Source organism: Erythrobacter sp. MTPC3, from assembly GCF_042854385.1.
GTDB lineage: Bacteria > Pseudomonadota > Alphaproteobacteria > Sphingomonadales > Sphingomonadaceae > Erythrobacter.
The window spans coordinates 448,797-473,344 of the sequence record NZ_BTGP01000001.1; the positions used below are offsets into that span (position 1 = coordinate 448,797).

Sequence of the window (24,548 nt, forward strand, 5' to 3'; positions counted from 1 at the left end):
GCGCATGACGTTCCGAAAACTTGCCGCAGCCGCGCCAAGGCACCACATAACTGCGATGAACCACCCAGAGCCAAGCGCCGCTGATTTTGACGAGGCTGCACGCCGCGTGATTGCGCGCTTGCCAGAGGAATTTCGCGAGCAGCTGACCGGATTGGTCCTACGCATCGACGAATTTGCATCACCCCAGCAGCTTGCCTCGCTTGAATTGCGGGACAAATGGGGGCTGACCGGATTGTATGAAGGTGTCCCGCTGACCGAGCAATCGTCATGGGGCAACGCCGACATGCCGCCGGTCATCAGCCTGTTTCGCCAGCCGCTGCTTTTGGAGATGCGCGAAACAGGCACTGCGTTTGACGATCTGGTCCGGCATGTGGTCATTCACGAGGCCGGGCACCATTTCGGATTCTCCGACGACGATATGCACGCGCTTGAGGATCAGGTCGCGGACTAGGACGCCGCGCGCAACGCATTCCCCGCGCCCCGACAATCCTGCGCCCCAACAAAAAAGCCCACCCCTGATAGGGATGGGCTTTCTTGGTGCGCCAGGAAGGATTCGAACCTCCGGCCGCCTGATTCGTAGTCAGGTACTCTATCCAGCTGAGCTACTGGCGCACGTGAGGGGCGGCACATAAGCGGGCATCATTAGATTGGCAACCTCTGTTTGCGATTGCGTTCGCGAAAATGTCATTCTTTTCCAAACAGGCTGCGGGTCAACTCACAATCGAGCGGTGGTTTATCGAGCGCCCTGATCTCGTCAGGCGTAAACCAGCCTGTTCCACCGCCCTCCAGCGATATCGGATCACCGTCCCAAATGCTTACTTTGTAAAGCAGGATGACAATCGGCTTTTTATCCGCTTGCCCCCGCTCCTCGGCAAAGGCGACAGGGGCGCATTGTTCTGCATGAACCGTGATTCCCAGCTCTTCTTGAAGTTCGCGGGCAAGAGATTCTACTGGTTTTTCAGATGCTTCCACCTTACCTCCGGGAAACTCCCAAAGCCCGCCGTGCTGTTTCGTTAACGGCCTGCGGTGCATCAGCCATCTGCCGTCGCTGCGACACAAAGCGCCTGCGACCACTGCCAACCACAAGGGGGAAATGTCGGAATTTTTGCCAGCCGCGGACAGCTTCTCAACCATTTCTTAATCCCCTGCCTCGATATCAGGTCTCGTCAGGTACGTTTTGACAGGTGACCACATGAATTTGATGACATTCCTAAAGCACATTGGAACGGACGAACAAGGTGCCACCGCCGTTGAATACGGACTGATCGTAAGTCTGATCGTGATTGCCATGATCTCTGCTCTCCAAGGTGTAGCCACGGAGACGGTGAATATGTGGAGTTCTGTGAAGACTGCGAGTGAAGAAGCATCGAGCTGACCAAATTAAGGTTTTTGAAAGGCTCCAAATTAGGACTTTTTCAAGAGCTGCTCGCTAATTCTTAAATCGTCTGATCGCTTTCCGGCGAGATGGCACGGGTATCGAAGACTTGAACCAGGAGACTACCAATGAACTTCATCAACAAACTGGCTCGTGACGAGCAGGGCGCAACCGCAATCGAGTACGGCCTCATCGCCGCTCTTATCGCTGTTGCAGCAATCACCGCCATGCAGAGCCTCGGCAGCACGCTGTCCGACACCTTCTCGACCGTCGCGTCGTCGATGGAAGTCGCATAATAAGTCGCAAGACTTACTGCAAAAAGAGAGCGGCGGGGATTTCCCCGCCGCTTTTTTTTGTGCTGTGAAGACGCGGCCGCATTGAATGCGGCCAAGTCTCAGATCAGCGCGCCCTTACGACAAGCTTCACTTTTTGTCCTGCGCGCAGCTGATCGTTTGATCCCAGCGCATTGAGCACGCGAAAACGCGCTTCTTGTCCCGTTGAATAGGCCATTCGCTGCGAAAGCGACGCAACCGAATCGCGCGATCCCACTGTTACAACATCAATCCGCCGCGGAATAACGCTGGCAGCCTCTGCCTGCGTGATGCGGCGCATCGACTGATACATCGAATTGAAGGTCCCGGCATTGCCAGCAGGGGTGATCGCCTGAAAATGATAGGCGCGGTCGTTGGAAAACTCATACGCGAACACCACTACATTGACCTGGCTGTTGCCGTTGTTGACGGTCGCGGTGCCGTATGCGGCAGAAAGACCGTTCACCGTAGTGCGCGAAATGCTCTGCGGAGCGAGATTGTTGCCCTCGCCGCCCAAGGTCGCGAATTGTTGGCGAACATAGCTTTCAAGGTCACCGGCATACGGGGCGAGGGTCAGCTGCGCCTGACCGCTTTGGCCCTGAATGCTGACCGCCGTCGTGCCGTTGACCATGTAAAAGCCCTGCGGCGCGGTGAAGGCGAGGCGCAGATCAGGGTGAATGAACTGGCTGCCTTCGATGACGCCCTGTTCGGGATCATCGCCGTAAAGCATTCCGTCGATCCGTGACAGGAACGTATCCCTGTTGGTTACAGTGCCGCTCAACCCTTGCGCCTTGCTTAGCGCGGTTTGCACCCGGCTGGCAGGATCGGGATGGGTCGATGCCCATTCGGGAATCGTCGCATTGTCGCGGCCCTGCAAACTTGCATCGAGCGAATTTTGTGCGGCCAGGCTGGCCAGCACGGTGCCCATTGCGCGGGCATCATATCCGGCCCTCGTCAGATACTGAATACCGAGTTCGTCGGCTTCGATTTCCTGACTGCGCGAAAAGCTGAGCGTAAGGAGCTGCGAACCTTGGAGGAAACCGCGCGAAACGGTTTCTCCGATGGAGCTGTCACCCAGCAGGATCGAGCTGCCGATCGCGCCAAGCACGCCGAGGATAGAGTTGCGCTGCGTAGCCTGCTGGCGGCGCTGGGAATGGCGGGCGGTAACGTGGCCGACTTCGTGGCCAAGCACACCTGCAAGTTCCGCTTCATTATTCATCAGCGCGACGAGTTGGCGAGTTGAATAAATGTATCCGCCGGGAATCGCGAAAGCGTTATTCACCGGACTATTCAGAAGGCTGACCGTGAAGCTTTCACGCGCATTGCCGAGGCCCGATTGGACCGCGATATTTTTGCCCACCTGCTCGACGTAATCGGCCTGCGGACCCGTCATCGCGCCGCCAAATTGCGCGAGGAATTGCGGGTGATATTCTGCGCCCTGCTGCGCTTCTGTCTGGGTGATTGGGGCAGAGGCCGACGGAATTGATCCGCCCGCACCCATGCAGCCCGTGATCGTCAGAGCCAGCGCCGAAACGCACCCGATCTTCGCCAATTTATTGAAATTTCGCATATTATCCGCGCTCCCCTTCTGGTTCTTGTCGCAGCGTATTGTAATCAAACAATACAAACGCCGCGCAGAAGTTCCGGGAAGGCGGGCTATCAGCCGCCCAGTTGCAAAAAGCGTTCCTCGCGGGTGCGAATCAGCTCATTTGCCGGTTTACCCGCCAGCGCGGTCAGTTCTTCACTGAGCGCCTTGCCGAGGTTTTTCGCAGCTTTCACCGGATCGCGGTGCGCCCCGCCCTCTGGCTCTTTCACGATCCGGTCGATGACCTTGAGCCGTTTGAGATGCTGAGCGGTAACGCGCATCGCCTGAGCAGCCTCTGCCGCCTTTTCCGATGTGCGCCACAGGATGGACGCGCAGCCCTCTGGCGAAATGACTGAATAAACCGCGTGTTCGAACATCACCACACGCTCTGCGCTGGCCAGCGCAACCGCGCCGCCCGAACCGCCCTCGCCCACAATCGCTGCAACCATCGGTACCGGCAGCGCGAGGCACGCCTCTGTCGAGCGGGCAATCGCTTCGGCCTGGCCGCGTTCTTCGGCCTCGATTCCGGGAAACGCACCTGACGTGTCGACCAAGGTGACAACTGGCAGGCCGAACCGTCCGGCAAGCTCCATCAGGCGGATCGCCTTACGATACCCTTCGGGTTTGCCCATGCCGAAATTGTGCTTGATCCGGCTTTGGGTGTCGTTGCCTTTTTCATGGCCGATCACCATCACGCGCCTGCCGTCCAGTTTGGCAAAGCCGCCCATGATCGCGAGGTCATCGCCGAACAGTCGGTCTCCGCCAAGTGGCATGAAATCTTCGAACGCGTGCTCGATATAATCGCGGAAATGCGGGCGCTGCGGGTGCCGGGCGACCTGCGTTTTCTGCCACGGCGTCAGCGATGAATACGTGGACGCGAGCAGATCCGCGCTCTTTTTTTCAAGCCGCGTGATTTCGGTGGAAATATCAACCTCGTCACTTTCGCTCGCGCTCCGCAATTCTGCGATGCGCTCTTCAAGCTTTGCGACGGGTTTCTCGAATTCGAGATAAGCATTCATGGCCAACGCGCTAATCCGATGTGCGCCTTGTAGCAAGAGGGTGACGCGAATTGACCAGTGTTACGAGCCGCGCTGCATCAACATGCGTATAAATCTGCGTCGTGGCGATGTCGACATGGCCCAGCAGCGTTTGTAGGACGCGCAAATCCGCCCCGCCTTCAAGCAGATGTGTGGCAAAGGCGTGCCGCAGGACATGCGGGCTGATGCCGGAGGGATCGAGGCCGGCCCTGACCGCCAGATCTTTAAGCAATTGAAACAACCGCACCCGCGAAAGATGGCTGTCCGCGCCAGAGCGGGTGCGCGACGGGAAGAGATAGCGCGACGATTTTTCCGCCGGGCGCACTTTGATCCATTGCTGAAGCGATTCGCGCGCACGCTCACTAACCGGCACCATGCGCGCCTGCCCGCCTTTGCCCATCACCGTGATAAGCGGCGCGTCACGCGGCACCGCGCTTAAAGGCAGCGATACCAGTTCGGTCGCGCGAAGACCCGAGCCATAGAGCATTTCCAACAAAGCAAGTTGCCGCAGACTGGCAGGCTTCGCGCTTTGCGCTTCCAATTCGGCGCGTTCCAGCAAAGCCTCGACCTGACTGTGGGAAAGCACTTTGGGCAAAGGGCGGCGACTGCGCGGCGATGGCAAGGCGCCAGACGGGTCGTCTTGCCGCCATCCCTCGTCTAGGGCAAAACCGAAATACTGGCGCAGCGCCGATGCTTTTCGAGCGACTGTGGACGGGGCAAGTGCGCTCCAAGCGCCAGAAAGCTGCGCAACTTTCGCGCGCGAAGCCTGCGCCAGATCGCCAATCAGTTCTTCCGCGCCGTCCAGATCGCGGCGATAGGCCGCCAATGTGTTTGCCGCCGCGCCGCGCTCTGCTGCGAGCATGTCCAGAAAAGCCTGAGTGGAAGCGGACATGCCCGATTTCGATCCGCTTGGATCAGGCCCGCGCGACCGCTTCGGCAGCGATCATGCGTGCCTCCGCGTCCAGTCCGACGCGGCGCAATGCTGACGTGATGTGATAAAGGTGCAGCGGCGTCATTTTCGACCAGTCGCTGCCCTGCATTCCCAAGCCTGCAAGCAAGGAGACAAGCGCCGCATTATCGACATCCGCCGCGCGCGAAATCATGCGGGTCCAGCGTGTCTGGCGGCTTAAATCGACGCCGATTTCATCAGAAAGTCCGTCCAGTGCGCCGCCCGATACGCGCTCCAGCCCAGCAAGGCTGGCGAGCAGAAATGCCGAGCCGCGCCCACCGTCACTATCATCGTTGTCAAAGAAAACCTCGACCGCTTCGGGATCGGCTTCTCCGGCGCCGGGCAGGCCCAGTTCGAGCAGCGCCCAGCCCATGCTGCCGTCGGCAATCGCGCCGCGCCAGCGCGCGGCATCACGGTCCAGACCGGCCGCCAGCATCGAACCGATGAGATCGCCGGTGTAGCCTGAAAATTCTTTCGAGACGGGAATGCGCGCCGCTGCGAAGGCTGTCATCACGCGGCCAGCATATCCACCCTCAGCGCCCCACAATTGCTGCATCGCGCTGATGCGAGCCTGAGGGCTGTCAGCGACATAGGCCGCGCGCAGGTTTGCCGCGCGGTCGCCCAAATCGCCGCCAATCGAATTGTCCGCGTATATCCGGCTGTAAAGATCGACCATTGCCCGCGACGAAAGTACACCTGCCTCTGCCGCGCGCTGCGCAAACGGCGCACGCTGCTCCAGCGAAAGCATCGGCGCTGTCGCTCCGGCGAGCGCGTAATAATCGCCGTCAGCCCCCTCCAGAGCGGCGTTCAAAAGCGCCTCTGGCACAGGCTCTCCCACCGCATTGGCAAAGGCAAAACGCCACGGATTGATCTCCTCGACCTCTTCCCACTCAACCGAAACTGCGCGCCGTCCCCGGCCAGCGGCACCGGCGTAACGCTGCGCCAAAAGAACATCGATCGGCGGGGCGATCTCTTGGCCCAAAGCGCGGTCAAGCTGTGTTCCGGCAAGCGCGCCCTCACCCGCATAGGCATTGCACACCGCCTGCATCATCACCCATTGCGAGTCATCGCGCGCGCTGCCTTGTAGCCGGACGGCAGGGCAGACCCCGACCATGTCAGATGTTGCAATATAAGCAGTCAGCGCTTCGCTTGTGAGCGCATCGTTCCAGTTGCCAGTATCGACATCCTGCACCAGCGCGCGGGCAATCGTAAATTCGCCCATGCGGTTGAGCGTCGCCATCCGCAGTGCGGCGAATTCGACCGGGTTCATCCCTTCGGGCGCGGTCAGTCTGCTCGCCAGCGTCCGGCGCATAAGAATGTGCCCCCAGCGCGAAACCATCGGGCGGCGCGTCCCCGCCAGAACCGCGCGGACCAAACCGGCGGGCTGATTGGCGAGCGAGCCTGCCGGTAGGCCGCCCTCTTCGGCAGAGAGCAATCCGACCTGCGACAATGATCGGCGCGCTGCAGGAGGAATATCGAATTTGGGTTTCAGGCCAAGCCTTTCGTCCAGCTCATCCGGGGTCAGCGCCTCCAGCTCTTCGAGCGAGGGGATCCCGGCCAGATCCTCGCCTGATAGGGTCGGAACAGACGGCAATTGCGCAGGCGCCGCCGGTGTGCCCGGCGCATCAGGACCGCCCGGAGCCGCGCCGGGTGCAACCGGAGGAGCGGCTGTAGTCGCCGCAGTCGGCTGCGCCGTTGGCGTAGGGGTCGGGGACGGCGTTGGCACAGGATCGTCGAACCCGGGCGGCAAAAGCGATGCAGGCCCGTCCTGCGCGCTCGCCAACGAGGCGGAAAGGCCGCCCGCTGCCGCACCGACCAGCCCGATCGCAGCCGCGCTGCCCAGCCAGAAATTCCGCCCCATCATTCACTCCTCCCGGCACTGCCAGGCACATCGATCTGTTCGGCAATTGGCCGGATCGGTTCTTCACCGCCGTCGATGTAGGCGAGAACCAGCACGGCGCAAATACCCAAGATTACAAACAGGGCGTTTCTGCGGCGCGGCCTGCGCTCCGGCTGGCCCAATACCCTGCCCTGTGCATGAGAATGTCGTGACTTGATTGACATATTGCGCGCGCCCTACCCCATCTATAGGCCATGCGGCAATGACTGCCGCGCCGTCTTTAACCGATGATGAAATCGCCCGTATCGCAAGCCGGATCGACCGGCCTGTGGTGCTGGTGGGATTGATGGGCGCTGGCAAATCCACTGTGGGGCGTCGGCTTGCGACATTACTGGCCCGGGACTTTGTCGATGCTGACGACGCGATCGAGGATGCGGCCCAGCGCAAGGTCTCCGAGATATTCGAGGAATTTGGCGAGGCCTATTTTCGCGACGGAGAACGCCGCGTTATCGCCCGCCTGATAGAAGAAAACAGCGGCATCATCGCAACCGGCGGCGGCGCCTTTGTCGATCCTGAAACGCGCGCGCTTATCCTTGAAAAAGCCATTGCGGTCTGGATCGATTGCGATGTCGATACCTTGGTGGAACGCACATCCCGCCGCGATCATCGCCCGCTTTTGAAAACGGGTGATCCGAAAGAAATCCTTATGAAACTGCACGGCGAACGTGCCGCGTTTTACAGTCAGGCGCAGATCCGCGTGCTGAGCGAGGATGGCCCCCATTCGAACACGGCAAAGACTATAATCGAGGCAATTGACCGATGGCTGTAATCCCCGTCGCACTGTCCGGTCGCAGTTATGATGTGACAATCGAGCGCGCATTGCTGGGCGATCTGGCAACGCATGCTGCGCCCTATCTGGAAAGCTATCGCACATCAGCTCGGCCCGTCCCCTTCGTGGCTGATACGAACACGCACCGGCTTTACCGCGACGCGGTCGATAAAAGTCTCAAGAGCGCCGGGCTGCGCGCCGACTGGTTCGTTGTTGAGCCGGGCGAAGGCGCGAAAAGCTGGGCCGTGCTTGAACGATTGACGGACCGCCTGCTGGAGCTTGGCGTGACACGCACCGACCATGTCTTTGCGCTGGGCGGCGGAGTTGTGGGCGACCTCACCGGCTTTGCCTGTGCTGTGACAAAACGCGGATGCGGCTTCGTCCAGATACCCACCACGCTGCTGGCACAGGTCGATAGCTCCGTCGGCGGAAAAACCGCGATCAACACCGCAGCTGGCAAAAACCTGATCGGCGCATTCCATCAGCCTTCGGCGGTCTTCATCGATCCGGTTGTCCTTGAGACCCTGCCTGACCGCGAAATGCGCGCCGGCTATGCCGAGGTGATCAAATACGGCTTGCTAGGCGATGCGGCATTTTTTGGCTGGCTTGAAGAAACCGGCGACGCAGTTCTATCGCGTAAGCCGGAGGCGCTGGCCCATGCCATTGCCACAAGTATTGAGGCGAAGGCACGGATCGTAGCCGAGGATGAGCGCGAGACGACCGGCGTACGCGCGCTGCTCAATCTCGGCCATACATTCGGGCACGCGTTGGAGGCGGAAACCGGATTTTCCGACCGGCTGTTACACGGCGAAGCGGTTGCTGCAGGAATGGTGCTTGCCGCCAGATATTCAGCGCGGCGCGGCGATTTGTCGGAACAGGGCGCGCAGCGCGCAGCGCGGGCCATTGCCGATGCGGGCCTGCCCTCGGAAATCAGCGCCATGGGACTGGATTGCAGCGGAGCCAAACTTGCCGACCACATGCGGCATGACAAGAAGATGGAGGGCGATACGCTGCCCTTCCTGCTGATGAGGGAAATCGGGCACGCTTATCTTGCGCGCGATGTTGCGCTGGATGATGTGGCGGCTTTTCTTGATGAACAGATGCACGAAAGCTGATCTAGTGTCATGACCGCGCAAACGATAATTCTCAATGGCGTAAGTAGTGCAGGAAAGTCGACGATTGCGAGAGCAATTCAAGCAAAGGCTGAGCGCCCATTTCTCCACGTTGCGATGGACGATTTCATCTCGATGGTCCCTAGCGGCAAAGAGTTCACATCGGATTGGTTTCCAGTCCAACACATGAAGGTTGCAGGCATCGAATTACCTAATATCGGGACCGGACCCAAAGGCGCGCGCCTGCTGACTGCGATGCGGACCTGCGTAAGTGGTCTCGCAGATTCAGGGCTGGATCTCGTGGTGGATGAGGTTTGCGAAGAAAGTCAAATTGCTGATTATCGATCCAGATTGTCAAAATCGCGTACCTTGTTCGTGAAAGTTGGCGCACCTATCAGGATAATCGAAAGCCGCGAAAAGTTGCGCGGTGACAGATTGATCGGACTGGCCCGCGCTCAGTCCATCAAGTTGCATCAAAATATCGAATACGACATGGAGGTTGATACATCGACCGATGAAGCGGAAGATATAGCAGCGCGTATTCTCGGCGAATGCGGCATGCGCAGCTAACTCGCAGATCTGGTCACTCACTGTCGATCACCTGCCTCGCGGCTGGATAATTTCGAGATTCGACTTCAAAGACGAAGCATAAGCTTCATGACCCTGTCGGGCGGCTGGGCAGTTTTGCGATTTTTGATCCGATTGTCGTCACATCCGCTTTATTGTTGGCCGTGAATTCGGCCATCATATCGTCGTGTTCGGCGAAAAGTGTCTCTATCGCCGGGCGCTGGTCGATAAGCAGATGCGCAATTCCAGGCGCAAGGCTTTCGCCGTCGCCAATCTGTCCAAGCAATGCCGCAATATCGCTGGCTGTTGCGTCGCGGGGTGATTTGAAGAAATTACCCCTGCGGTCGAAATATCCTGTCCCTCGTTTGGCCATGTCGTCTTCCCTTGCCGCGTTGAGCCGCGCAAAATTGCGCGATTCGCACCGCAAATAATCTCGCAAAGCAAGCAAGGTTGGTAGAGTGTTAACGTCCTTTTCTGTGCCAAATCGAGAGATTGTCGTCTCCATACAAAAATGCCGTAATATCGAATCAGCACCGATCGCAGAAAATTGCCGAGGCTTGTTCGAAAACAGAATCGCAGGATTTCGCGACCGGTTTATTCCAGTTCGAGGATGACCGCGTCGACCGCCAGGCTCTCGCCTTCCTGCGCGTTGATGGACGCAATCGTGCCCTCTTTCTCGGCGCGTAGGATATTTTCCATCTTCATCGCCTCAACCGTCGCAAGCGGCTGACCCGGCTGCACCTCTTCACCTTCGCCAACATGCAGCTTCACCAACATTCCGGGCATCGGGCAGATCAGCATCTTTGAAAGGTCGGGCGGCACCTTTTCGATCATGTGCTGTGTCAGCGGGGCGAGATCGGCCGGAAGAACCAGCGCCTCGTGAGAGGCCCCGCGTGTGGTCATTCTCCACCGAACGCCGGCCCGTTTGATCTGGACGGCCATTTCATTGTCGCCAGTGACCTGCGCAATCGGCATTCCGACTTCCCAGTCCCAAGTGCCGCTGACAGCCTCTCCATCGACAGTCGCACCGCCTGTCTCAAGCAATACGTCGAATGACCTGCCGTCCATCGTTACCATCCAGCGCGACGGCGGATTGTCGCAGCCATTTAGCTGCCCCGAAATCCGGCGCGCACGGACTTGCTGGGTGAATTCAGCGCCGGCAAACAGCGCCGCCAACTGGCGCTGCAACGCCTCGTCAGCAAATGCCCCTTCAAAGCCGTCGGGATATTCCTCCGCGATGAAACCCGTGGTCAGCTCCCCCGAGCGGAAGCGCGGGTGCTGCATGATCGCGCTCAGGAAATCGACATTGTGGCCCAGCCCCTCAATGCGGAAACGATCCAGCGCCTCTATTTGAAGATCAGCTGCCTCTTCGCGGGTCGGTGCCCATGTGATCAGCTTGGCGATCATGGGGTCGTAGAACATCGACACCTCGCCGCCTTCAAACACGCCGTCATCGACACGGATGCTGCCGGACCCGTGCGCGACGCCGCGCCGTGCCTTGCCCTGAACTTCGCCGTCATCGCTCCACCCTTCGACTGGCGGCGAGTAATGGACCAGGCGGCCTGTCGACGGCAGAAATCCGCGATAGGGGTCTTCGGCATAGACGCGGTTTTCAATCGACCAGCCGTCAATCCCGATATCGTCCTGCGTCATTGCCAGTTTTTCACCAGCCGCGACACGGATCATCTGTTCGACCAGATCAATGCCGGTGATCGCTTCGGTAACCGGGTGTTCGACCTGAAGCCGCGTGTTCATTTCAAGAAAATAGAAACTCTCGCCGGTCGGGTCCGCGCCGCTGACAATCAGTTCGACTGTGCCTGCCGAATGGTAATCGACCGCTTTGGATAGCGCGACGCATTGTTCGCCCATCGCTTTACGCATTTTGGGCGTGACGAAGGGCGACGGCGCTTCTTCGACGACCTTTTGGTGGCGGCGCTGGATCGAGCATTCGCGTTCATTCAGATACAGCACATTGCCGTGCTTATCGCCGAGGATTTGAATCTCGATATGGCGCGGGTTCTCGATGAATTTTTCGATAAACACGCGGTCATCGCCAAAGGAATTGAGCCCTTCACGCTTAGTCGCCTCGAACCCTTCGCGCACGTCTTTTTCCGACCATGCCAGGCGCATCCCCTTTCCTCCGCCGCCTGCGGAGGCCTTCATCATCACCGGATATCCTATGTCGTCCGAAATCTCGACCGCATGTTCGGTGTCGCGGATTTCCCCGACGAAACCGGGGACCACGTTTACACCGGCTTCACGCGCCAGTTTCTTCGATTCAATCTTGTCGCCCATTGCCGCAATCGCGGGAGCGGGCGGGCCGATGAATGCGATATTCTCAGCCGCCAGTGCGTCGACAAAGCTCGCGCGTTCGGACAGGAAACCATAGCCGGGATGGACCGCCTCAGCGCCTGTCTCCTTGCACGCGGCGATGATCTTTTCCGGGATCAGATAGCTTTCCGCAGCAGGCGCCGGGCCGATATGGACCGCCTCGTCCGCCATTTTGACGAACGGCGCGCGCGCATCGGCGTCCGAATACACCGCGACCGTGGCGATTCCCATTTTCCGGGCAGTGGTGATGACCCGGCAGGCAATTTCGCCGCGATTGGCGATCAGGATCTTGGAAAACAAACGGAACCTCCGACAGGATAACTGGCTTGCAAAAGCCTATGGCGTGTCATGCGCAGGCAGGCAACCTACCCAAACTGCCACCTATTCCGGGCCATCGGCAAGCGCGCGCAATTCTTCTGTCCGCGCCTTGGTCAAAGTGGTTTTGCACGTCGAGACAAGCAACGGTTCAAGGCTGCCTCCGCGCGCGGCATACCCATCGGTGCGGCAATGGGCGTCGCGATAGGCGATCCACGCGCGCTGCCCCTCAAGCAGAGACGCGAAATAGCCGGGCCTGTCATCCCAATCGGGCGTCCACCCATCGTCGCGAGCCTTCATTTTGGAGCTGGTAATTTTCCACTGCGCATTCAGATTGGCATCGGCTGCGCGGTATTCTGTCATAGCGCAGATGTTCATTTCCTGCTGGATACCGCGATCCGCGGCCTCTTGGTTGCAGACCGGTTCATATGGCTGCGCGCCTTGCAGCAGAAGCGAGAGTACGGATACGATCATTATATTCGTCCTTCTTCTCAGAAACTTCGAGCAAAACCGGTCAGAGCTGCGGCATAGTGCGGCGTGCCGCGACGTTCGCCTTCGCCAGTTACCAGGGACTGCACCGCTTCACCAAGGCTGGCGATACTCAACGGCGATAACGCGCCAAGCGGTTCGACATAGATGCCGATGGTGAACAGGATCGCGTCTGTATCCGGCAAGCGGCGCAAGGTCTGGCGCTCTGACCGCACGAACAGTGTCTCACCCGCATTATCCGACGTTACGTGGGCGAAAGGCTGATCCGGCAGCTCGCTGGCAAGCCACCTGCGCTCCCCCGTCGGCGCGATAAACCAATTGCAGCGGCCATAGATCGGCCCGGGTTTCAGCGTGTCCATGAACCGGTCCACCCCGCTCGCGAGGTGCTCTTCGTATCCGGCGATTGGGGAATGTAGCGCGCGCAGGGGCAGGCCGATCTTGTCCTTAGGCTTCCAGTCGGAAGGCCACGCGACCGCCGCGCCGATTAGGCGGTATACGTCCTCGTCCGGTTGCCGCGTAAGCAGGCACATATCCTCATGCGATGCTGCCGCTGCCTCCGCCAACCCGCCCCTTACGCCAACCATCGCTGCAAGCTCGCGCCCCGGCGCGTCGGCGTCTCGCGTCAATTGCACCCCAACGGGCCAGTCTGCGAACGCCGCCGCGCGCGCAGAAAGGTCCGGTTCGGGTTGCAGCCAATCGCCCTCATGGAGGCGCACCAATCCCATTTTGAGCTTTCCGCCCATCCGCGCCTTTGCCAGCAGCGCATCGACGGAAAAGCCCAGGGTCATCTGGCGGCGATCACTCTGCCGGTTCGCGAACCTTGCAGGCGCGCGCGGGCTCCTCACCCTGAAGCGCGGTCAGCCCTAGCTTTGCAAACAGCGCACCGTCGCTGTCATCGCCTGCGTTGGGCGCAGTGAGCAGCTTATCGCCGGTAAAGATCGAATTCGCCCCGGCCAGGAAGCACAGCGCCTGCGCGGCATCGCTCATGCTTTCGCGTCCTGCCGACAGCCGCACCATCGACCGCGGCATGGTGATCCGGGCGACCGCGACGGTGCGTACGAATTCGATGTCATCAATTTTGGCCATCGGCGTATCGGCCAGCATATCGCCCAGCACGGTACCCTTCACCGGAACCAGCGCGTTGACAGGCACGCTTTCAGGATGCTCCTCCAGCGTGGCGAGCGTATGGATGAAGCCGACGCGGTCCTCGCGCGTTTCACCCATGCCGACGATCCCGCCGCTGCACACATTGATGCCTGATTTGCGGACGTGATCCAGAGTATCGAGCCGCGACTGGAAATCGCGGGTCGAAATCACCCGCTCATAATATTCCGGGCTGCTGTCGATGTTGTGGTTGTAATAATCGAGGCCCGCTTCGGCGAGCATATCGGCCTGATGCGGCTCCAGCATTCCCAGCGTCATGCAGGTTTCCAGCCCCATCTCGCGCACGCCTTTCACGATTTCGACAATCGCTGGCATGTCGCGGTCTTTGGGATTGCGCCACGCGGCACCCATGCAGAACCGCTGGCTGCCGTGATCCTTGGCCTGCGCCGCTGATTGCAGCACCGCTTGCACATCCATCAGCTTCGTTGCCTCGACCCCGCTATCGGCCTTCACCGATTGCGAGCAATAGCCGCAATCCTCGGGGCAGCCACCGGTCTTGATGCTGAGCAGGGTGCAAAGCTGGACCTGTTCAGGCGGATGATACTCGCGGTGGATGCTGGCGGTTTGGAACAGCAGTTCAGTGAAGGGCAGGTCGAACAGTTCCGCGATTTCATCGCGGGTCCAGTCGGTGCGGGGGTGGGTCAAAGGAATGTGCTTTCGTTGATAGTGTTCTTCTCAGCCCTGCGAATGATCTGTCGGCAGAATGCCCACGATACTAGAGCGATAATGACAATGTTAATTGCGAACCAGACCCAAGCCATTGGGCCATCGGAATACGGGCCAGGCAACCCGAATAGTCTTCCCACAAATGTGTTCAAGAATTCGATGGCGTAACCAAGTGAGAAGAATAAGAATGTCAGAAGTGTAGCTGCGGCAATTTCAAGTTTTCTCACTCAGCAGCCTCGTCCAATCCTTCGCCCAAAGGCGGCATATTATGTCCGAGCAGCGTCAGAATATCCGCCGCGCATTCGACCACGTTTGATCCGGGGCCGTAAATACCCTGCACCCCTGCTTCGCGCAGGAAATCATAGTCCGATGCCGGGATCACCCCGCCTGCTGTCACCTTGATATCGCTGCGTCCCGCGTCTCTTAGCAAGCGGATCAGTTCCGGGATCAGGGTTTTGTGCCCCGCTGCAAGGCTTGACGCGCCGATCACATCGACGTCCGCTTCCAAAGCCATGTCGCGGGTTTCTTCGGGTGTCTGGAACAGCGGGCCTGACACAACCTCGAAACCCATATCAGTAAACGCAGATGCAATCACGTTCGCGCCGCGATCATGGCCGTCCTGCCCCATTTTGGCGACAAGAATGCGCGGCTTGCGGCCAAGGCGGCGTTCGACGGCATCGACACCGTCCGTGACCTGCGCCCAGCGGCGGTCGAATTCGTATGCGGTCTTGTAAACGCCTGTCACCGGCTTTGGCGTGGCGTCGTGGCGGCCAAAGACCTGCTCCATTGCCGCCGAAATTTCGCCAAGCGTCGCGTCTTGGCGTGCAGCCTCTACCGCCTTTGCCAGTAGGTTCACATCGCCTTTCGCCTCCATTTCGGCGAGCACTTTTGGCGGGAGCGGAACACCCCGCTCATCGCGGCCGTCACCCAGCGCCGCACGCGCAGCCGCAGGGTCGGTCGCCGCCGCCTCTCTCAGCGCCTCAAGCGCGGCCTGACACGCCGCTTCATCGCGCCCTGCCCGCACCCGCTCGATCCGGGCGATCTGATCCTTGCGCACTTTCGCATTGTCGATATCGAGCGTTTCAATCGGGTCTTCGGTTTCCTTGCGGTATTTGTTGACTCCGACGATCACGGTTTCGCCCTTATCAACGCTCGTCTGCTTTTCCGCCGCCGCGCGTTCAATCGCAGCCTTGGGCGCGCCGGTGGCGACATATTTGGTCATGCCGCCCGCTTCATCGACCTCGGCCATCAGCTTTTCAGCTTCTTCGACGAGCGTCGCTGTCAGCGCCTCGATATAATGCGAACCGCCCAGCGGATCGACGACATTGGTGATGCCGCTTTCCTCTTGCAGAACCAGCTGCGTGTTGCGGGCAATCCGCGCGGAGAAATCGGTCGGCAGCGCGATCGCCTCATCCAGCGCATTTGTATGCAGCGACTGCGTGCCGCCAAGCGTCGCGGCCATCGCCTCTATCGTGGTGCGCATCACGTTGTTGTAGGGATCTTGCTCTTGCAGGGAGACACCGCTGGTCTGACAGTGCGTGCGCAGCATCTTTGAGCGTTCCGTTTTCGCGCCCAGCCCGTCCATCACCTTGTACCATAGGGTCCGCGCGGCGCGCAGCTTCGCAATCTCCATGAAGAAATTCATGCCGATCCCGAAAAAGAACGAGAGCCGCCCTGCAAACGCATCAATATCCAGCCCGGTCGCCATCGCCTTTTCGGCGTATTCCTTGCCATCCGCGATGGTAAAGGCGAGTTCCTGCACCGCCGTCGCTCCGGCTTCGTGCATGTGATAGCCGCTGATCGAAATCGAGTTAAATTTCGGCATGTTGGCAGAGGTATATGCGATGATGTCCGAAACAATCCGCATCGATGGTTCGGGCGGATAGATGTAGGTGTTGCGGACCATAAACTCTTTCAGAATGTCGTTCTGGATCGTGCCAGAAAGCTTATCCTGCGAAACGCCGGACCGCTCCCCCGCGACGATATAAAACGCCATGATCGGGATCACTGCGCCGTTCATCGTCATGGAGACGGACATCGTGTCGAGCGGGATCTCATCGAACAGCACCTGCATGTCGGCGACCGTATCGATGGCAACGCCTGCCTTGCCCACATCACCGACCACGCGCGGGTGATCGCTGTCATATCCGCGGTGCGTGGCGAGGTCGAAAGCGACCGACAGCCCCTTTTGCCCCATCGCCAGATTGCGGCGGTAAAATGCGTTGGATTCCTCTGCGGTAGAAAACCCTGCATATTGCCGGATCGTCCACGGGCGGCCTGCATACATGCTGGCCTTCACCCCGCGTGTGAACGGCGCAAAACCGGGGAGACCCGGATCGAAATCCACGTGATCTTCTGCGGTATACAGCGGCTTGATCGCGAAGCCCTCGGGCGTTTCCCATGTCAGGTCGCGCCCTTTCGATTCCTTCTCGGCGAGGGCTTTCCAGTCGGCGGGGGTCGGTTTGTCGGTCATGTCAGGGGCTCTAACGGTATTGCGAGGTTCAAAAAAGGCCGCGCCGCAGATTTCATCACAATCCCGTCCCGACGGTCCACTGCGCGAATGCGATTGCGCCGCCGGTTACGGCAAACATCAGGCCGAACCAGCCCAGCAGCGCGCGGTCCATCTTTGACACGTCGGCGCGGGCTGGCGCGCGAACTGCGCCCGATGCGATGGTCAATCCAAACGCCGCGCAGACCGCGCCGATGATGATCCCGCTCAGGCCGGGTTCAATGCAGCCCGCCCCGCCATGCGTCAGGATTGTATTGCAGGGATCAAATGAAAGAGCCTCCAACCAAGAAAAAATGGCCGCACCGGTTGCCAGAGCTGCGAAGAGCGCGGTGAACAGACTTCCGGTCTCGCCCGATCCTTGTTCCCTGGTCATGTGTCAATCTGCCCTGCGATTACTGGCCTTTGAACTGCGCTTTGCGCTTTTCGAGGAAGGCTTTGCCGCCCTCTTTCGCATCGGCGCTGCGGCCTGCGATGTGCTGGGCCTCCGCCTCCGCAAGCAGGACATGCTGGAGATTGCCGTCGAGCGCGGTGGCGATGTTGCGCTTCATCGCGGCGTAGGCAAGCGTCGGACCATTGGCGAGCTTTTCTGCCAGTGCGCGCGCTTCGTCCATCAACGCATCATCGTCAACGCATTTGTAGATCAGGCCCCATTCCTCGGCCTGCTCTGCACTGATTTTCTCGCCCAGCATCATCATCCGAGTGGCGCGCGCGCGGCCAATCGCGCGGGCAAGTAGCCACGTGGAGCCACCATCCGGAACAAGGCCGATATTGACGAAAGCCTGCAGGAAATACGCCTTCTTAGCCGCGATCGTGAAATCCGCCGCCAGCGCGAGGCTGCACCCGACGCCCGCCGCAGGACCGTTGACCGCGCAGATCACCGGCACATCGGCGCGGATCAGATGACTGATCGCTGGGTTGTAATGATTGTTCAGCGCCTCATGAGAGCCGCCCTTGCCCGTCAGCGGATTATCGCCGCTGCGCGCGGAAAGGTCCGCGCCTGAACAGAAGCCCTTGCCCTCTCCTGTAATCAGGACGGCGCGGGCATCACCCAGATCGTAAAACACCTGCCCGATTTCGTCCGCCATTTGCGGCGGCATCGCGTTCAGCCGGTCGGGACGGTTCAGGGTGATGGTGGTCAGCGGGCCGTCTTTATCGACGCGAATGGTTTCGTAGGACATGTTTCTCTCTCTCGCTGGGCGATCCGGTCAGTTCGACCAGTGCGCATCCTCTTTCGGTGTTTCCATGATTTCTGTAAGCATGCCCTGCATGTCCTTTGGATGGACGAAAAAGATAGGAGTGCCATGCGCGCCAATGCGCGTTGGGCCAAGGATGCGTTTGCCCTTCCCCTCAAAGTCGGCGCGCGCCTCCTCGATATCGGGAACTTCGAAGCAGACATGATGCTGCCCGCCAAGAGGGTTTTTGGCGAGGAAGTTGTGGATCGCGCTGTCCGGGCCAAGCGGCTCGATCAGTTCAATTTGAGTGCCATCGGTGTAATTCTCACCTGGCGTGTCGATAAAGCAGACCTTCACGCCCTGTTCGGGCAGGTCGAACGGTGTGTGAATATCAGTCGCGCCCATCGTGTCGCGGTAATGCACAATGGAAGCTTCGATAGAAGGCGTTGCAACGCCGATGTGATTTAGGCGGCCGAGTTTCATTTCATAGCTCCAAGAAAGCTCTTACGCCCAACACTGTCATGGCAATTCCCATAAAAGTGAACACAACAAAGCAAAACCAGAATTGAAACTCATTCTTGCTTCTTGATGCCTGTGAAAGCTCCGGAAACTCGCCTCGCACGAAGCCCCGAAAGGCGTAAGCAAATGCGAGAGGTCCGAGGATCAAACCCCCGATGGAGCGATGTGAGATCGATGCGCTGTCCAACGGATCAGCGACGGCAAGCAGGGCCACAATGAGCACCACGCCGAAGAAAAGCATGTACTGCCGATCCTTTTCGCCCTTCTCACTCACAGCGGAATATTGTCATGCTTCTTCCAAGGGTTCTCTAACTGCTTAGTCCGCAGCTTCCTTAGCCCCAGTGCAATCCTCCGCCGCGTGTTTCGCGGGTAGATCACCTCGTCGATATAGCCGCGCTGTGCCGCGACGAAGGGGTTGGCGAAGCGGTCTTCGTACTCCTTCGTTTTCTCGGCGATCTTTTCTGCGTTGCCGCGGTCTGATCGGAAGATGATCTCTACGGCGCCCTTTGCGCCCATCACCGCGATCTCTGCGGTAGGCCAGGCGTAATTCAAATCCCCGCGCAGGTGCTTTGACGCCATGACGTCGTATGCGCCGCCATACGCCTTGCGCGTGATGATCGTGATCTTGGGCACGGTCGCCTCGGCATAGGCGAACAGCAGCTTTGCGCCATGTTTGATGATGCCGCCCAGTTCCTGAGAGGTGCCGGGCAGAAAGCCGGGGACGTCGACGAACGTCACAATCGGAATTTCAAACGCATCGCAGAACCGCACGAATCGCGCAGCTTTCTTCGATGAATTGATGTCGAGCACGCCCGCCAGCACCATCGGCTGGTTCGCGACTACGCCCACGGTGCGCCCCTCGACCCGGCCAAACCCGCAAATGATGTTCGCGGCATGGGCGGGCTGAATTTCGAAGAACGATCCCTCGTCCACCGTCTTCGCGATCACCTCATGCATGTCGTATGGCTGGTTCGCATTGTCCGGGATCAGGGTATCGAGGCTATCTTCTACGCGGTCGAACGGATCGTCCGTCGGCAGCGTGGGCACTTCCTCGCGGTTGGACAGCGGCAGGTAATTGAAAAACTCGCGCGTCGAAAGCAGCGTTTCGATGTCGTTTTCAAACGCGATATCGGCGACGCTCGTCTTGGTCGTGTGCGTCACCGCGCCGCCCAGTTCTTCCTGAGTGACTTCTTCATTGGTGACCGTCTTCACGACATCCGGGCCGGTCACGAACATGTATGAGCTGTCCTTCACCATGAAGATGAAGTCGGTCATCGCGGGCGAATACACCGCGCCTCCCGCGCACGGCCCCATGATGAGGCTGATCTGCGGCACGACACCGCTTGCCAATACGTTGCGCTGGAAAACTTCGGCATATCCGCCGAGTGACGCCACGCCTTCCTGAATACGCGCGCCGCCGCTGTCATTCAGGCCGATGACGGGTGCGCCAACCTTCATCGCGGTGTCCATCACCTTGCAGATTTTCTCCGCATGGCGTTTTGACAGTGAGCCGCCAAACACGGTGAAATCCTGGCTGAAGACATAGACAAGGCGGCCATTGATCGTGCCCGATCCAGTGACCACGCCATCGCCGGGGATTTTCTGTTCGGACATGCCGAAATCGACGCAATCGTGCTCGACATAGGCGTCCAGCTCTTCAAAGCTGCCCTCGTCCAGCAGCACGGATAGCCGTTCCCTTGCGGTCAGCTTACCCTTGGCATGCTGCGCGTCGATCCGCTTTTGCCCGCCGCCCATTTTGGCAGCTGCACGGCGGCGTTCCAGTTCGGCGATATTGGCGGACATGTCTGATCCCTGTTTGCAAACTTGATGTGTCGATGCCGGAGCCGCGCGGCAGCGTCAACGTATCAAAAACGCGGATCGCGCTAGAATTTGAGTGTGATGCTGCGGGCGAGTGCGGGAGATATCGACTCCGCAATTCGCAGTGTCTTGGTCATGCCGATATTGGCTTCATCACGGTCTTTTTCGATCGCCTCGACAATCTGCCGAGCGCATTCCTCCGGCGACATTTTCTTGACTGCCCTGCCGGCATTCATCTGAGTATCGACCACAGGAGGCAACGCCTCGATCACGCGGACATTGGTGTTTTTCATTTGTTCGCGCAGTGCCAGAGAATAAAAGCGCAGACCCGATTTCGTCGCGCAATAAACCGGCTGGCGCGCAGCAGGTGAGATAGCCAGGCCGCTCGTAACATTGACAATCCCTGCTTCGGGTTGTGCCTGCAGTCGCTGCGCCAATGCAGTGATCAAACGGATCGGCGCGTTCAAATTGGCGTAGATGCAAACGTCAGTGGCATCGGCATCCGGCGTGCCCTTGCGGAAATCGTGATCAACCAATTGTCCCGCATTGTTGATCAGCACGTCAAGATTGCGGGCGCCCCATGCCTCCAGCAGCGCATCGACACCTGCTGCATCGGAAAGTCCCGCCGAAATTGTCTCAAACCCTTCGCGTGCCATTGCCGCCAACCGATCAGGATTCCGCCCGGTCACAACGACCTTTGCACCCTTATCTTTCAGCTGGAGCGCCATTTCACGGCCTATGCCAGCGGTCCCGCCGGTAAGCAGGATTGTCTTTCCAGAGATTTCCATACGCCGGAGCGTACAACGATTATTTCATCAAAACCAGCTCTTCGGCAACGGTTGGATGGATCGCCGTGGTTGCATCGAAATCAGCCTTGTTCATGCCGGCTTTTACCGCGACCGCCGCGGTTTGCATGATTTCTGGAGCATAGGGACCGATCATGTGAACGCCTAAAATCTGACCATTCGCGCCGTCGCAGATCATTTTGACAAGACTGCGTTCGTTGCGGCCCGCCACAACGTTTTTCATCGGGCGGAAATCCGATGTATAGACCTTTACCTGGCCGTATTGTTCTTTCGCCTCGCGCTCATTCAGGCCCACTGACGAGATAGGCGGGTGGCTGAAGACTGCGCTTGGAATGCAGGAATGGTCGACCGAATACGGTTCGACATCGCCAAACACGCTGTCGGCAAACGCCTGTCCTTCGCGGATTGCAACCGGGGTCAGTTGCACGCGGTCGGTCACGTCGCCGACGGCGTAGATGTAATCGACATTCGTTTTGGAAAATTCGTCGACTTTGATCTCGCCCCGCTTGCCCAGTTCGACCCCGACATTTTCGAGGCCAAGCCCCTCGACATTGGGAACACGGCCAGTCGCGGCCATCACGAGGTCGAAAGTCCGCTCTTCCACGCCAGTCATCTTTACCGCGAAGGTGCCGTCATCGCGTTTTTCAAGCTTCTCGACCTCGGCACGGAAAAGGAATTCGATCCCCTTGGTCATGGATATCTGCATCAAACGGTCGCGCATGGAAAAATCGTAACTGCGCAAGATCACATCGGACCTGTTGGCCACCACGACTTTCGATCCGAATTCATTGAAAATACCGGCGAACTCGTTTGCGATGTAGCCGCCGCCCAAAATCAGGATGCAGCCTGGAACTTCGTCCAGATGAAATGCCTCATTCGAAGTGATAACATGCTCGTTGCCCGGAAAGTCCGGCACATGCGGGGTCGCCCCTGTCGCAATCAGGATGTGCTTCGCCGTTACCACCTTGCCGCTGGCTAGAGTGATTTCGTGCTCGTCAGTGATTTTGGCATGTTCGTGGAACAGCGTGACATCGTGCTTTTCCAGAGTTTCGGTGTAGACGCCCTCAATCCGGCCCACGTCCTTCATCACGTGATCGCGCAGCTTTACCCAGTCAAAGCTCTTGCCTTCGATGGTCCAGCCAAATTGCTGGCAATCCTCAAGATCTTCGGCAAATTGCGCGCCGTACACGAGCATCTTTTTCGGCACACAGCCGCGGATGACACAGGTGCCGCCAACGCGGTGTTCCTCTGCCGCAGCAACGCGTGCGCCATGTGCGGCAGCGACGCGGCTGGCGCGTGTGCCGCCCGAACCGATGCCGATGGTAAAGAGATCGAAATCGTATTCGGTGTCAGCCATGCATGATGCTCCTGATAATGATCTGCGCCCTATGGCGCGGCTGGCAGCAATTGCCAACCGCGCGGGATGCGCACCTTCCGTTTTCGGGTGCGCTGTTCGCAGTTCATACGCAGGGGGTTACGGAAGGTTTCGGATACGCCTCCGGTCTTAGTCGGAGCGACCACCGCCGCCGCCGCCGGGCTTACCGCCCCTCCCGCGGCCACCGCCGGGCCTTCCGCCACTGGGGCGGCCGCCACCTTGTCGGCCCCCGCCACCGGCATTCTTCGGCCTGCCCTGACGGTTGGGGTGCTTGCGCTTTGGCTTTCCGCCAGCGCCGCCGCCTGCGCCGTCTGGACGATCACCGCGCGGTTTGCCGCCGCCAGTTGGACGCGGCCTGATTTTCTTGTTCGACACGCGGTTCTGCCCCTTTGGCGGAGGCTTGGTCGGGCCGACCCCTTCCACAACGGCGCGAAAGTTTTCCGGCAGGTCCAGCCGCTCCAGCTCAGCGTCGGTGTTGCGCTGAATATCCTTGAGATACGACCGTTCATCCTCGGCGCAAAACGCGATGGCAATGCCTTCCCGGCCTGCGCGCGCGGTGCGTCCGATCCGGTGGACATATTGTTCGGGCACGTTGGGCAGTTCGTAATTGAGTACGTGGCTGACACCCGGAATATCGATCCCGCGCGCTGCAACGTCGGTTGCCACAAGAATGGCGACTTTGCCGCGCCGGAATTCATCGAGCGCGCGCTGGCGCTGCGGCTGCGATTTGTTGCCGTGGATGGCATTGGCGGCAATGCCGCGCTGGGTCAGCTTCTTCACTACGCGGTCCGCGCCGTGTTTCGTCCGGCTGAAAATCAGCACCCGCTCCATTTCCCCCGGCACATCGTGCTGGCCCGAAAGGATCATCTCGAGCAGAGCCTGCTTTTCGTCCTGCTGGACCATGAACAGGTACTGGTCGATCCGCTCTGCCGTCGTCGCCGCCGGGGTCACGCTGACCTGCACGGGATTGTTGCAGTAATTGCTGACCAGATCCTTGATCGCTTTCGGCATCGTGGCGCTGAAGAACAGAGTCTGGCGCTCTTTCGGGACAAGCTGGTTGATCCGCTTAAGCGCGTGCACGAAACCAAGGTCGAGCATCTGGTCTGCTTCGTCCAGCACCAGCACTTCGACACCGGAAAGGTTGAACGCTTTCTGGTCGATCAGGTCGAGCAGTCGGCCCGGCGTCGCGATCAGGATGTCGGTGCCGCGGTGCAATTTGTTCCGGTCCTTGTTCACCGAAGTGCCGCCTACGATGACTTGCACTTTCAGACCCGCCAGCGCGCCGTAATCCTTGGCGCTGTCAGCGATCTGTGTGGCCAGTTCACGCGTTGGGGCGAGGACCAGCATACGGCAGCTTTTGAACGGTATCTGGTTATCGGAATCGCGCAGCCGGTCGATGCTTGGCAGCATGAATGCCGCCGTCTTGCCAGTGCCGGTCTGGGCAATGCCAAGCAGGTCGCGCCCTTCGAGAACGGGCGGAATGGCCTGTTCCTGAATTGGGGTCGGCGTGTCGTATCCTTTCAGATCGAGCGCCTGGAGAACGGGCTGTGAAAGCCCGAGTGTTTCGAATGTCATTGAGTAAATACTCGCAATAAATGCGGTGCGGCGGCAGATTCCAGACGGAATCGCAGCGCAGCGCGGGGGGTTGAAACCGCCCGCGTGAAAAGGGAAGTCTGTTAGATAATCACAAGGTCATGCGCCGGGGCAGATATGTCATAACCGCCGCTTCACGCGAGGCTTGCATGCCTTGTTCGCCGCTCAGATGGGCCTGACGCGCGC

Annotated in this window: 26 protein-coding genes and 1 tRNA gene; 6 read left to right on the top strand and 21 right to left on the bottom strand. The window is 59.3% G+C overall.

All coding sequences use genetic code 11. The features are described 5' to 3' along the window. Window positions 1–4 precede the first annotated feature (4 nt). Entirely contained in the window at window positions 5–451 is a 447-nt protein-coding gene (locus ACGHU1_RS02165; RefSeq protein WP_390582939.1) for a metallopeptidase family protein, read from the top strand. Between the two features lie 84 nt (window positions 452–535). On the opposite strand, the gene ACGHU1_RS02170 is transcribed toward ACGHU1_RS02165, so the two are convergent. Next, window positions 536–612 (bottom strand) — tRNA-Arg (locus ACGHU1_RS02170). 72 nt (window positions 613–684) lie between these two features. After that, the gene (locus ACGHU1_RS02175; protein WP_390582941.1) at window positions 685–1,134 is read right to left on the bottom strand and encodes a (deoxy)nucleoside triphosphate pyrophosphohydrolase; all 450 of its coding nucleotides are present in this window, start codon (window positions 1,132–1,134) and stop codon (window positions 685–687) included. Window positions 1,135–1,192: 58 nt separating this feature from the next. Between ACGHU1_RS02175 and ACGHU1_RS02180 the strand changes: the two genes are divergently transcribed. Both ACGHU1_RS02180 and ACGHU1_RS02185 read left to right on the top strand, forming a co-directional pair. Further along, window positions 1,193–1,375, top strand: a complete 183-nt coding sequence (locus ACGHU1_RS02180) for a Flp family type IVb pilin (protein WP_390582943.1) — start codon at window positions 1,193–1,195, stop codon at window positions 1,373–1,375. Between the two features lie 128 nt (window positions 1,376–1,503). Further along, entirely contained in the window at window positions 1,504–1,671 is a 168-nt protein-coding gene (locus ACGHU1_RS02185) for a Flp family type IVb pilin (protein WP_390582944.1), read from the top strand. 103 nt (window positions 1,672–1,774) lie between these two features. Here the strand turns inward: ACGHU1_RS02185 and ACGHU1_RS02190 are convergent, their stop codons facing one another. The 5 genes from ACGHU1_RS02190 to ACGHU1_RS02210 form a co-directional block, all read right to left on the bottom strand. Then, entirely contained in the window at window positions 1,775–3,256 is a 1,482-nt protein-coding gene (locus tag ACGHU1_RS02190; RefSeq protein ID WP_390582946.1) for a M48 family metalloprotease, read from the bottom strand. Between the two features lie 89 nt (window positions 3,257–3,345). Next, window positions 3,346–4,290, bottom strand: a complete 945-nt coding sequence (locus ACGHU1_RS02195; RefSeq protein WP_390582948.1) for an acetyl-CoA carboxylase carboxyltransferase subunit alpha — start codon at window positions 4,288–4,290, stop codon at window positions 3,346–3,348. A 10-nt stretch (window positions 4,291–4,300) separates the two neighbouring features. Beyond that, window positions 4,301–5,200 carry a tyrosine recombinase gene (locus ACGHU1_RS02200; protein ID WP_390582950.1) on the bottom strand — a complete coding sequence of 300 codons (900 nt, stop codon included), beginning with the start codon at window positions 5,198–5,200 and terminating at the stop codon, window positions 4,301–4,303. Window positions 5,201–5,222: 22 nt separating this feature from the next. Further along, entirely contained in the window at window positions 5,223–7,121 is a 1,899-nt protein-coding gene (locus ACGHU1_RS02205) for a hypothetical protein (protein WP_390582952.1), read from the bottom strand. Then, complete coding sequence (locus ACGHU1_RS02210; protein ID WP_390582953.1) at window positions 7,118–7,321, bottom strand: hypothetical protein; 204 nt, start codon at window positions 7,319–7,321, stop codon at window positions 7,118–7,120. Before ACGHU1_RS02210 ends, ACGHU1_RS02205 begins: the two co-directional genes overlap by 4 nt. A gap of 38 nt (window positions 7,322–7,359) precedes the next feature. On the opposite strand from ACGHU1_RS02210, the gene ACGHU1_RS02215 reads away from it, so the two are divergent. From ACGHU1_RS02215 to ACGHU1_RS02225, 3 genes are read left to right on the top strand one after another with little or no spacing between them, the layout of a single operon-like run. Beyond that, window positions 7,360–7,926, top strand: a complete 567-nt coding sequence (locus tag ACGHU1_RS02215; RefSeq protein WP_390582955.1) for a shikimate kinase — start codon at window positions 7,360–7,362, stop codon at window positions 7,924–7,926. Continuing rightward, on the top strand, window positions 7,917–9,041 hold the full coding sequence (gene aroB, locus ACGHU1_RS02220; RefSeq protein WP_390582957.1) for a 3-dehydroquinate synthase: 1,125 nt from the start codon (window positions 7,917–7,919) through the stop codon (window positions 9,039–9,041). Before ACGHU1_RS02215 ends, aroB begins: the two co-directional genes overlap by 10 nt. 9 nt (window positions 9,042–9,050) lie before the next feature. Next, entirely contained in the window at window positions 9,051–9,608 is a 558-nt protein-coding gene (locus tag ACGHU1_RS02225) for a chloramphenicol phosphotransferase CPT family protein (protein WP_390582959.1), read from the top strand. Between the two features lie 85 nt (window positions 9,609–9,693). Here ACGHU1_RS02225 and ACGHU1_RS02230 read toward each other — a convergent pair whose 3' ends face one another. From ACGHU1_RS02230 to ACGHU1_RS02295, 14 genes are all read right to left on the bottom strand, one after another. Next, window positions 9,694–9,978 (bottom strand): hypothetical protein, encoded by a 285-nt coding sequence (locus ACGHU1_RS02230; RefSeq protein ID WP_390582961.1) that lies wholly within the window; start codon window positions 9,976–9,978, stop codon window positions 9,694–9,696. A 221-nt stretch (window positions 9,979–10,199) separates the two neighbouring features. Continuing rightward, window positions 10,200–12,236 (bottom strand): biotin carboxylase N-terminal domain-containing protein, encoded by a 2,037-nt coding sequence (locus ACGHU1_RS02235; protein ID WP_390582962.1) that lies wholly within the window; start codon window positions 12,234–12,236, stop codon window positions 10,200–10,202. 81 nt (window positions 12,237–12,317) lie between these two features. Then, window positions 12,318–12,725 carry a lysozyme inhibitor LprI family protein gene (locus ACGHU1_RS02240; protein ID WP_390582964.1) on the bottom strand — a complete coding sequence of 136 codons (408 nt, stop codon included), beginning with the start codon at window positions 12,723–12,725 and terminating at the stop codon, window positions 12,318–12,320. A gap of 17 nt (window positions 12,726–12,742) precedes the next feature. After that, a complete protein-coding gene (locus tag ACGHU1_RS02245) occupies window positions 12,743–13,528 on the bottom strand; it encodes a DUF3445 domain-containing protein (RefSeq protein WP_390582966.1) in 786 nt (261 codons plus the stop codon). A gap of 10 nt (window positions 13,529–13,538) precedes the next feature. Beyond that, window positions 13,539–14,549 (bottom strand): biotin synthase BioB, encoded by a 1,011-nt coding sequence (gene bioB / locus ACGHU1_RS02250; protein WP_390582967.1) that lies wholly within the window; start codon window positions 14,547–14,549, stop codon window positions 13,539–13,541. 244 nt (window positions 14,550–14,793) lie between these two features. After that, window positions 14,794–17,043: a methylmalonyl-CoA mutase gene (gene scpA / locus ACGHU1_RS02255; protein WP_390582969.1), complete on the bottom strand. Its 2,250-nt coding sequence runs from the start codon at window positions 17,041–17,043 to the stop codon at window positions 14,794–14,796. Between the two features lie 55 nt (window positions 17,044–17,098). After that, a complete protein-coding gene (locus ACGHU1_RS02260; RefSeq protein WP_390582971.1) occupies window positions 17,099–17,452 on the bottom strand; it encodes a hypothetical protein in 354 nt (117 codons plus the stop codon). 19 nt (window positions 17,453–17,471) lie between these two features. Beyond that, complete coding sequence (locus tag ACGHU1_RS02265) at window positions 17,472–18,257, bottom strand: enoyl-CoA hydratase-related protein (RefSeq protein ID WP_390582973.1); 786 nt, start codon at window positions 18,255–18,257, stop codon at window positions 17,472–17,474. A 27-nt stretch (window positions 18,258–18,284) separates the two neighbouring features. Further along, complete coding sequence (gene mce / locus ACGHU1_RS02270) at window positions 18,285–18,734, bottom strand: methylmalonyl-CoA epimerase (RefSeq protein WP_390582975.1); 450 nt, start codon at window positions 18,732–18,734, stop codon at window positions 18,285–18,287. Between the two features lies 1 nt (window position 18,735). Further along, window positions 18,736–19,011 (bottom strand): hypothetical protein, encoded by a 276-nt coding sequence (locus ACGHU1_RS02275; RefSeq protein WP_390582977.1) that lies wholly within the window; start codon window positions 19,009–19,011, stop codon window positions 18,736–18,738. Between the two features lie 29 nt (window positions 19,012–19,040). Further along, window positions 19,041–20,573 carry an acyl-CoA carboxylase subunit beta gene (locus ACGHU1_RS02280; protein WP_390582979.1) on the bottom strand — a complete coding sequence of 511 codons (1,533 nt, stop codon included), beginning with the start codon at window positions 20,571–20,573 and terminating at the stop codon, window positions 19,041–19,043. Between the two features lie 80 nt (window positions 20,574–20,653). Further along, a complete protein-coding gene (locus ACGHU1_RS02285; RefSeq protein ID WP_390582981.1) occupies window positions 20,654–21,376 on the bottom strand; it encodes an SDR family oxidoreductase in 723 nt (240 codons plus the stop codon). Window positions 21,377–21,395: 19 nt separating this feature from the next. Beyond that, complete coding sequence (gene gorA, locus ACGHU1_RS02290; RefSeq protein ID WP_390582983.1) at window positions 21,396–22,751, bottom strand: glutathione-disulfide reductase; 1,356 nt, start codon at window positions 22,749–22,751, stop codon at window positions 21,396–21,398. A gap of 147 nt (window positions 22,752–22,898) precedes the next feature. Then, entirely contained in the window at window positions 22,899–24,344 is a 1,446-nt protein-coding gene (locus tag ACGHU1_RS02295) for a DEAD/DEAH box helicase (protein ID WP_390582984.1), read from the bottom strand. Window positions 24,345–24,548: the final 204 nt, after the last annotated feature.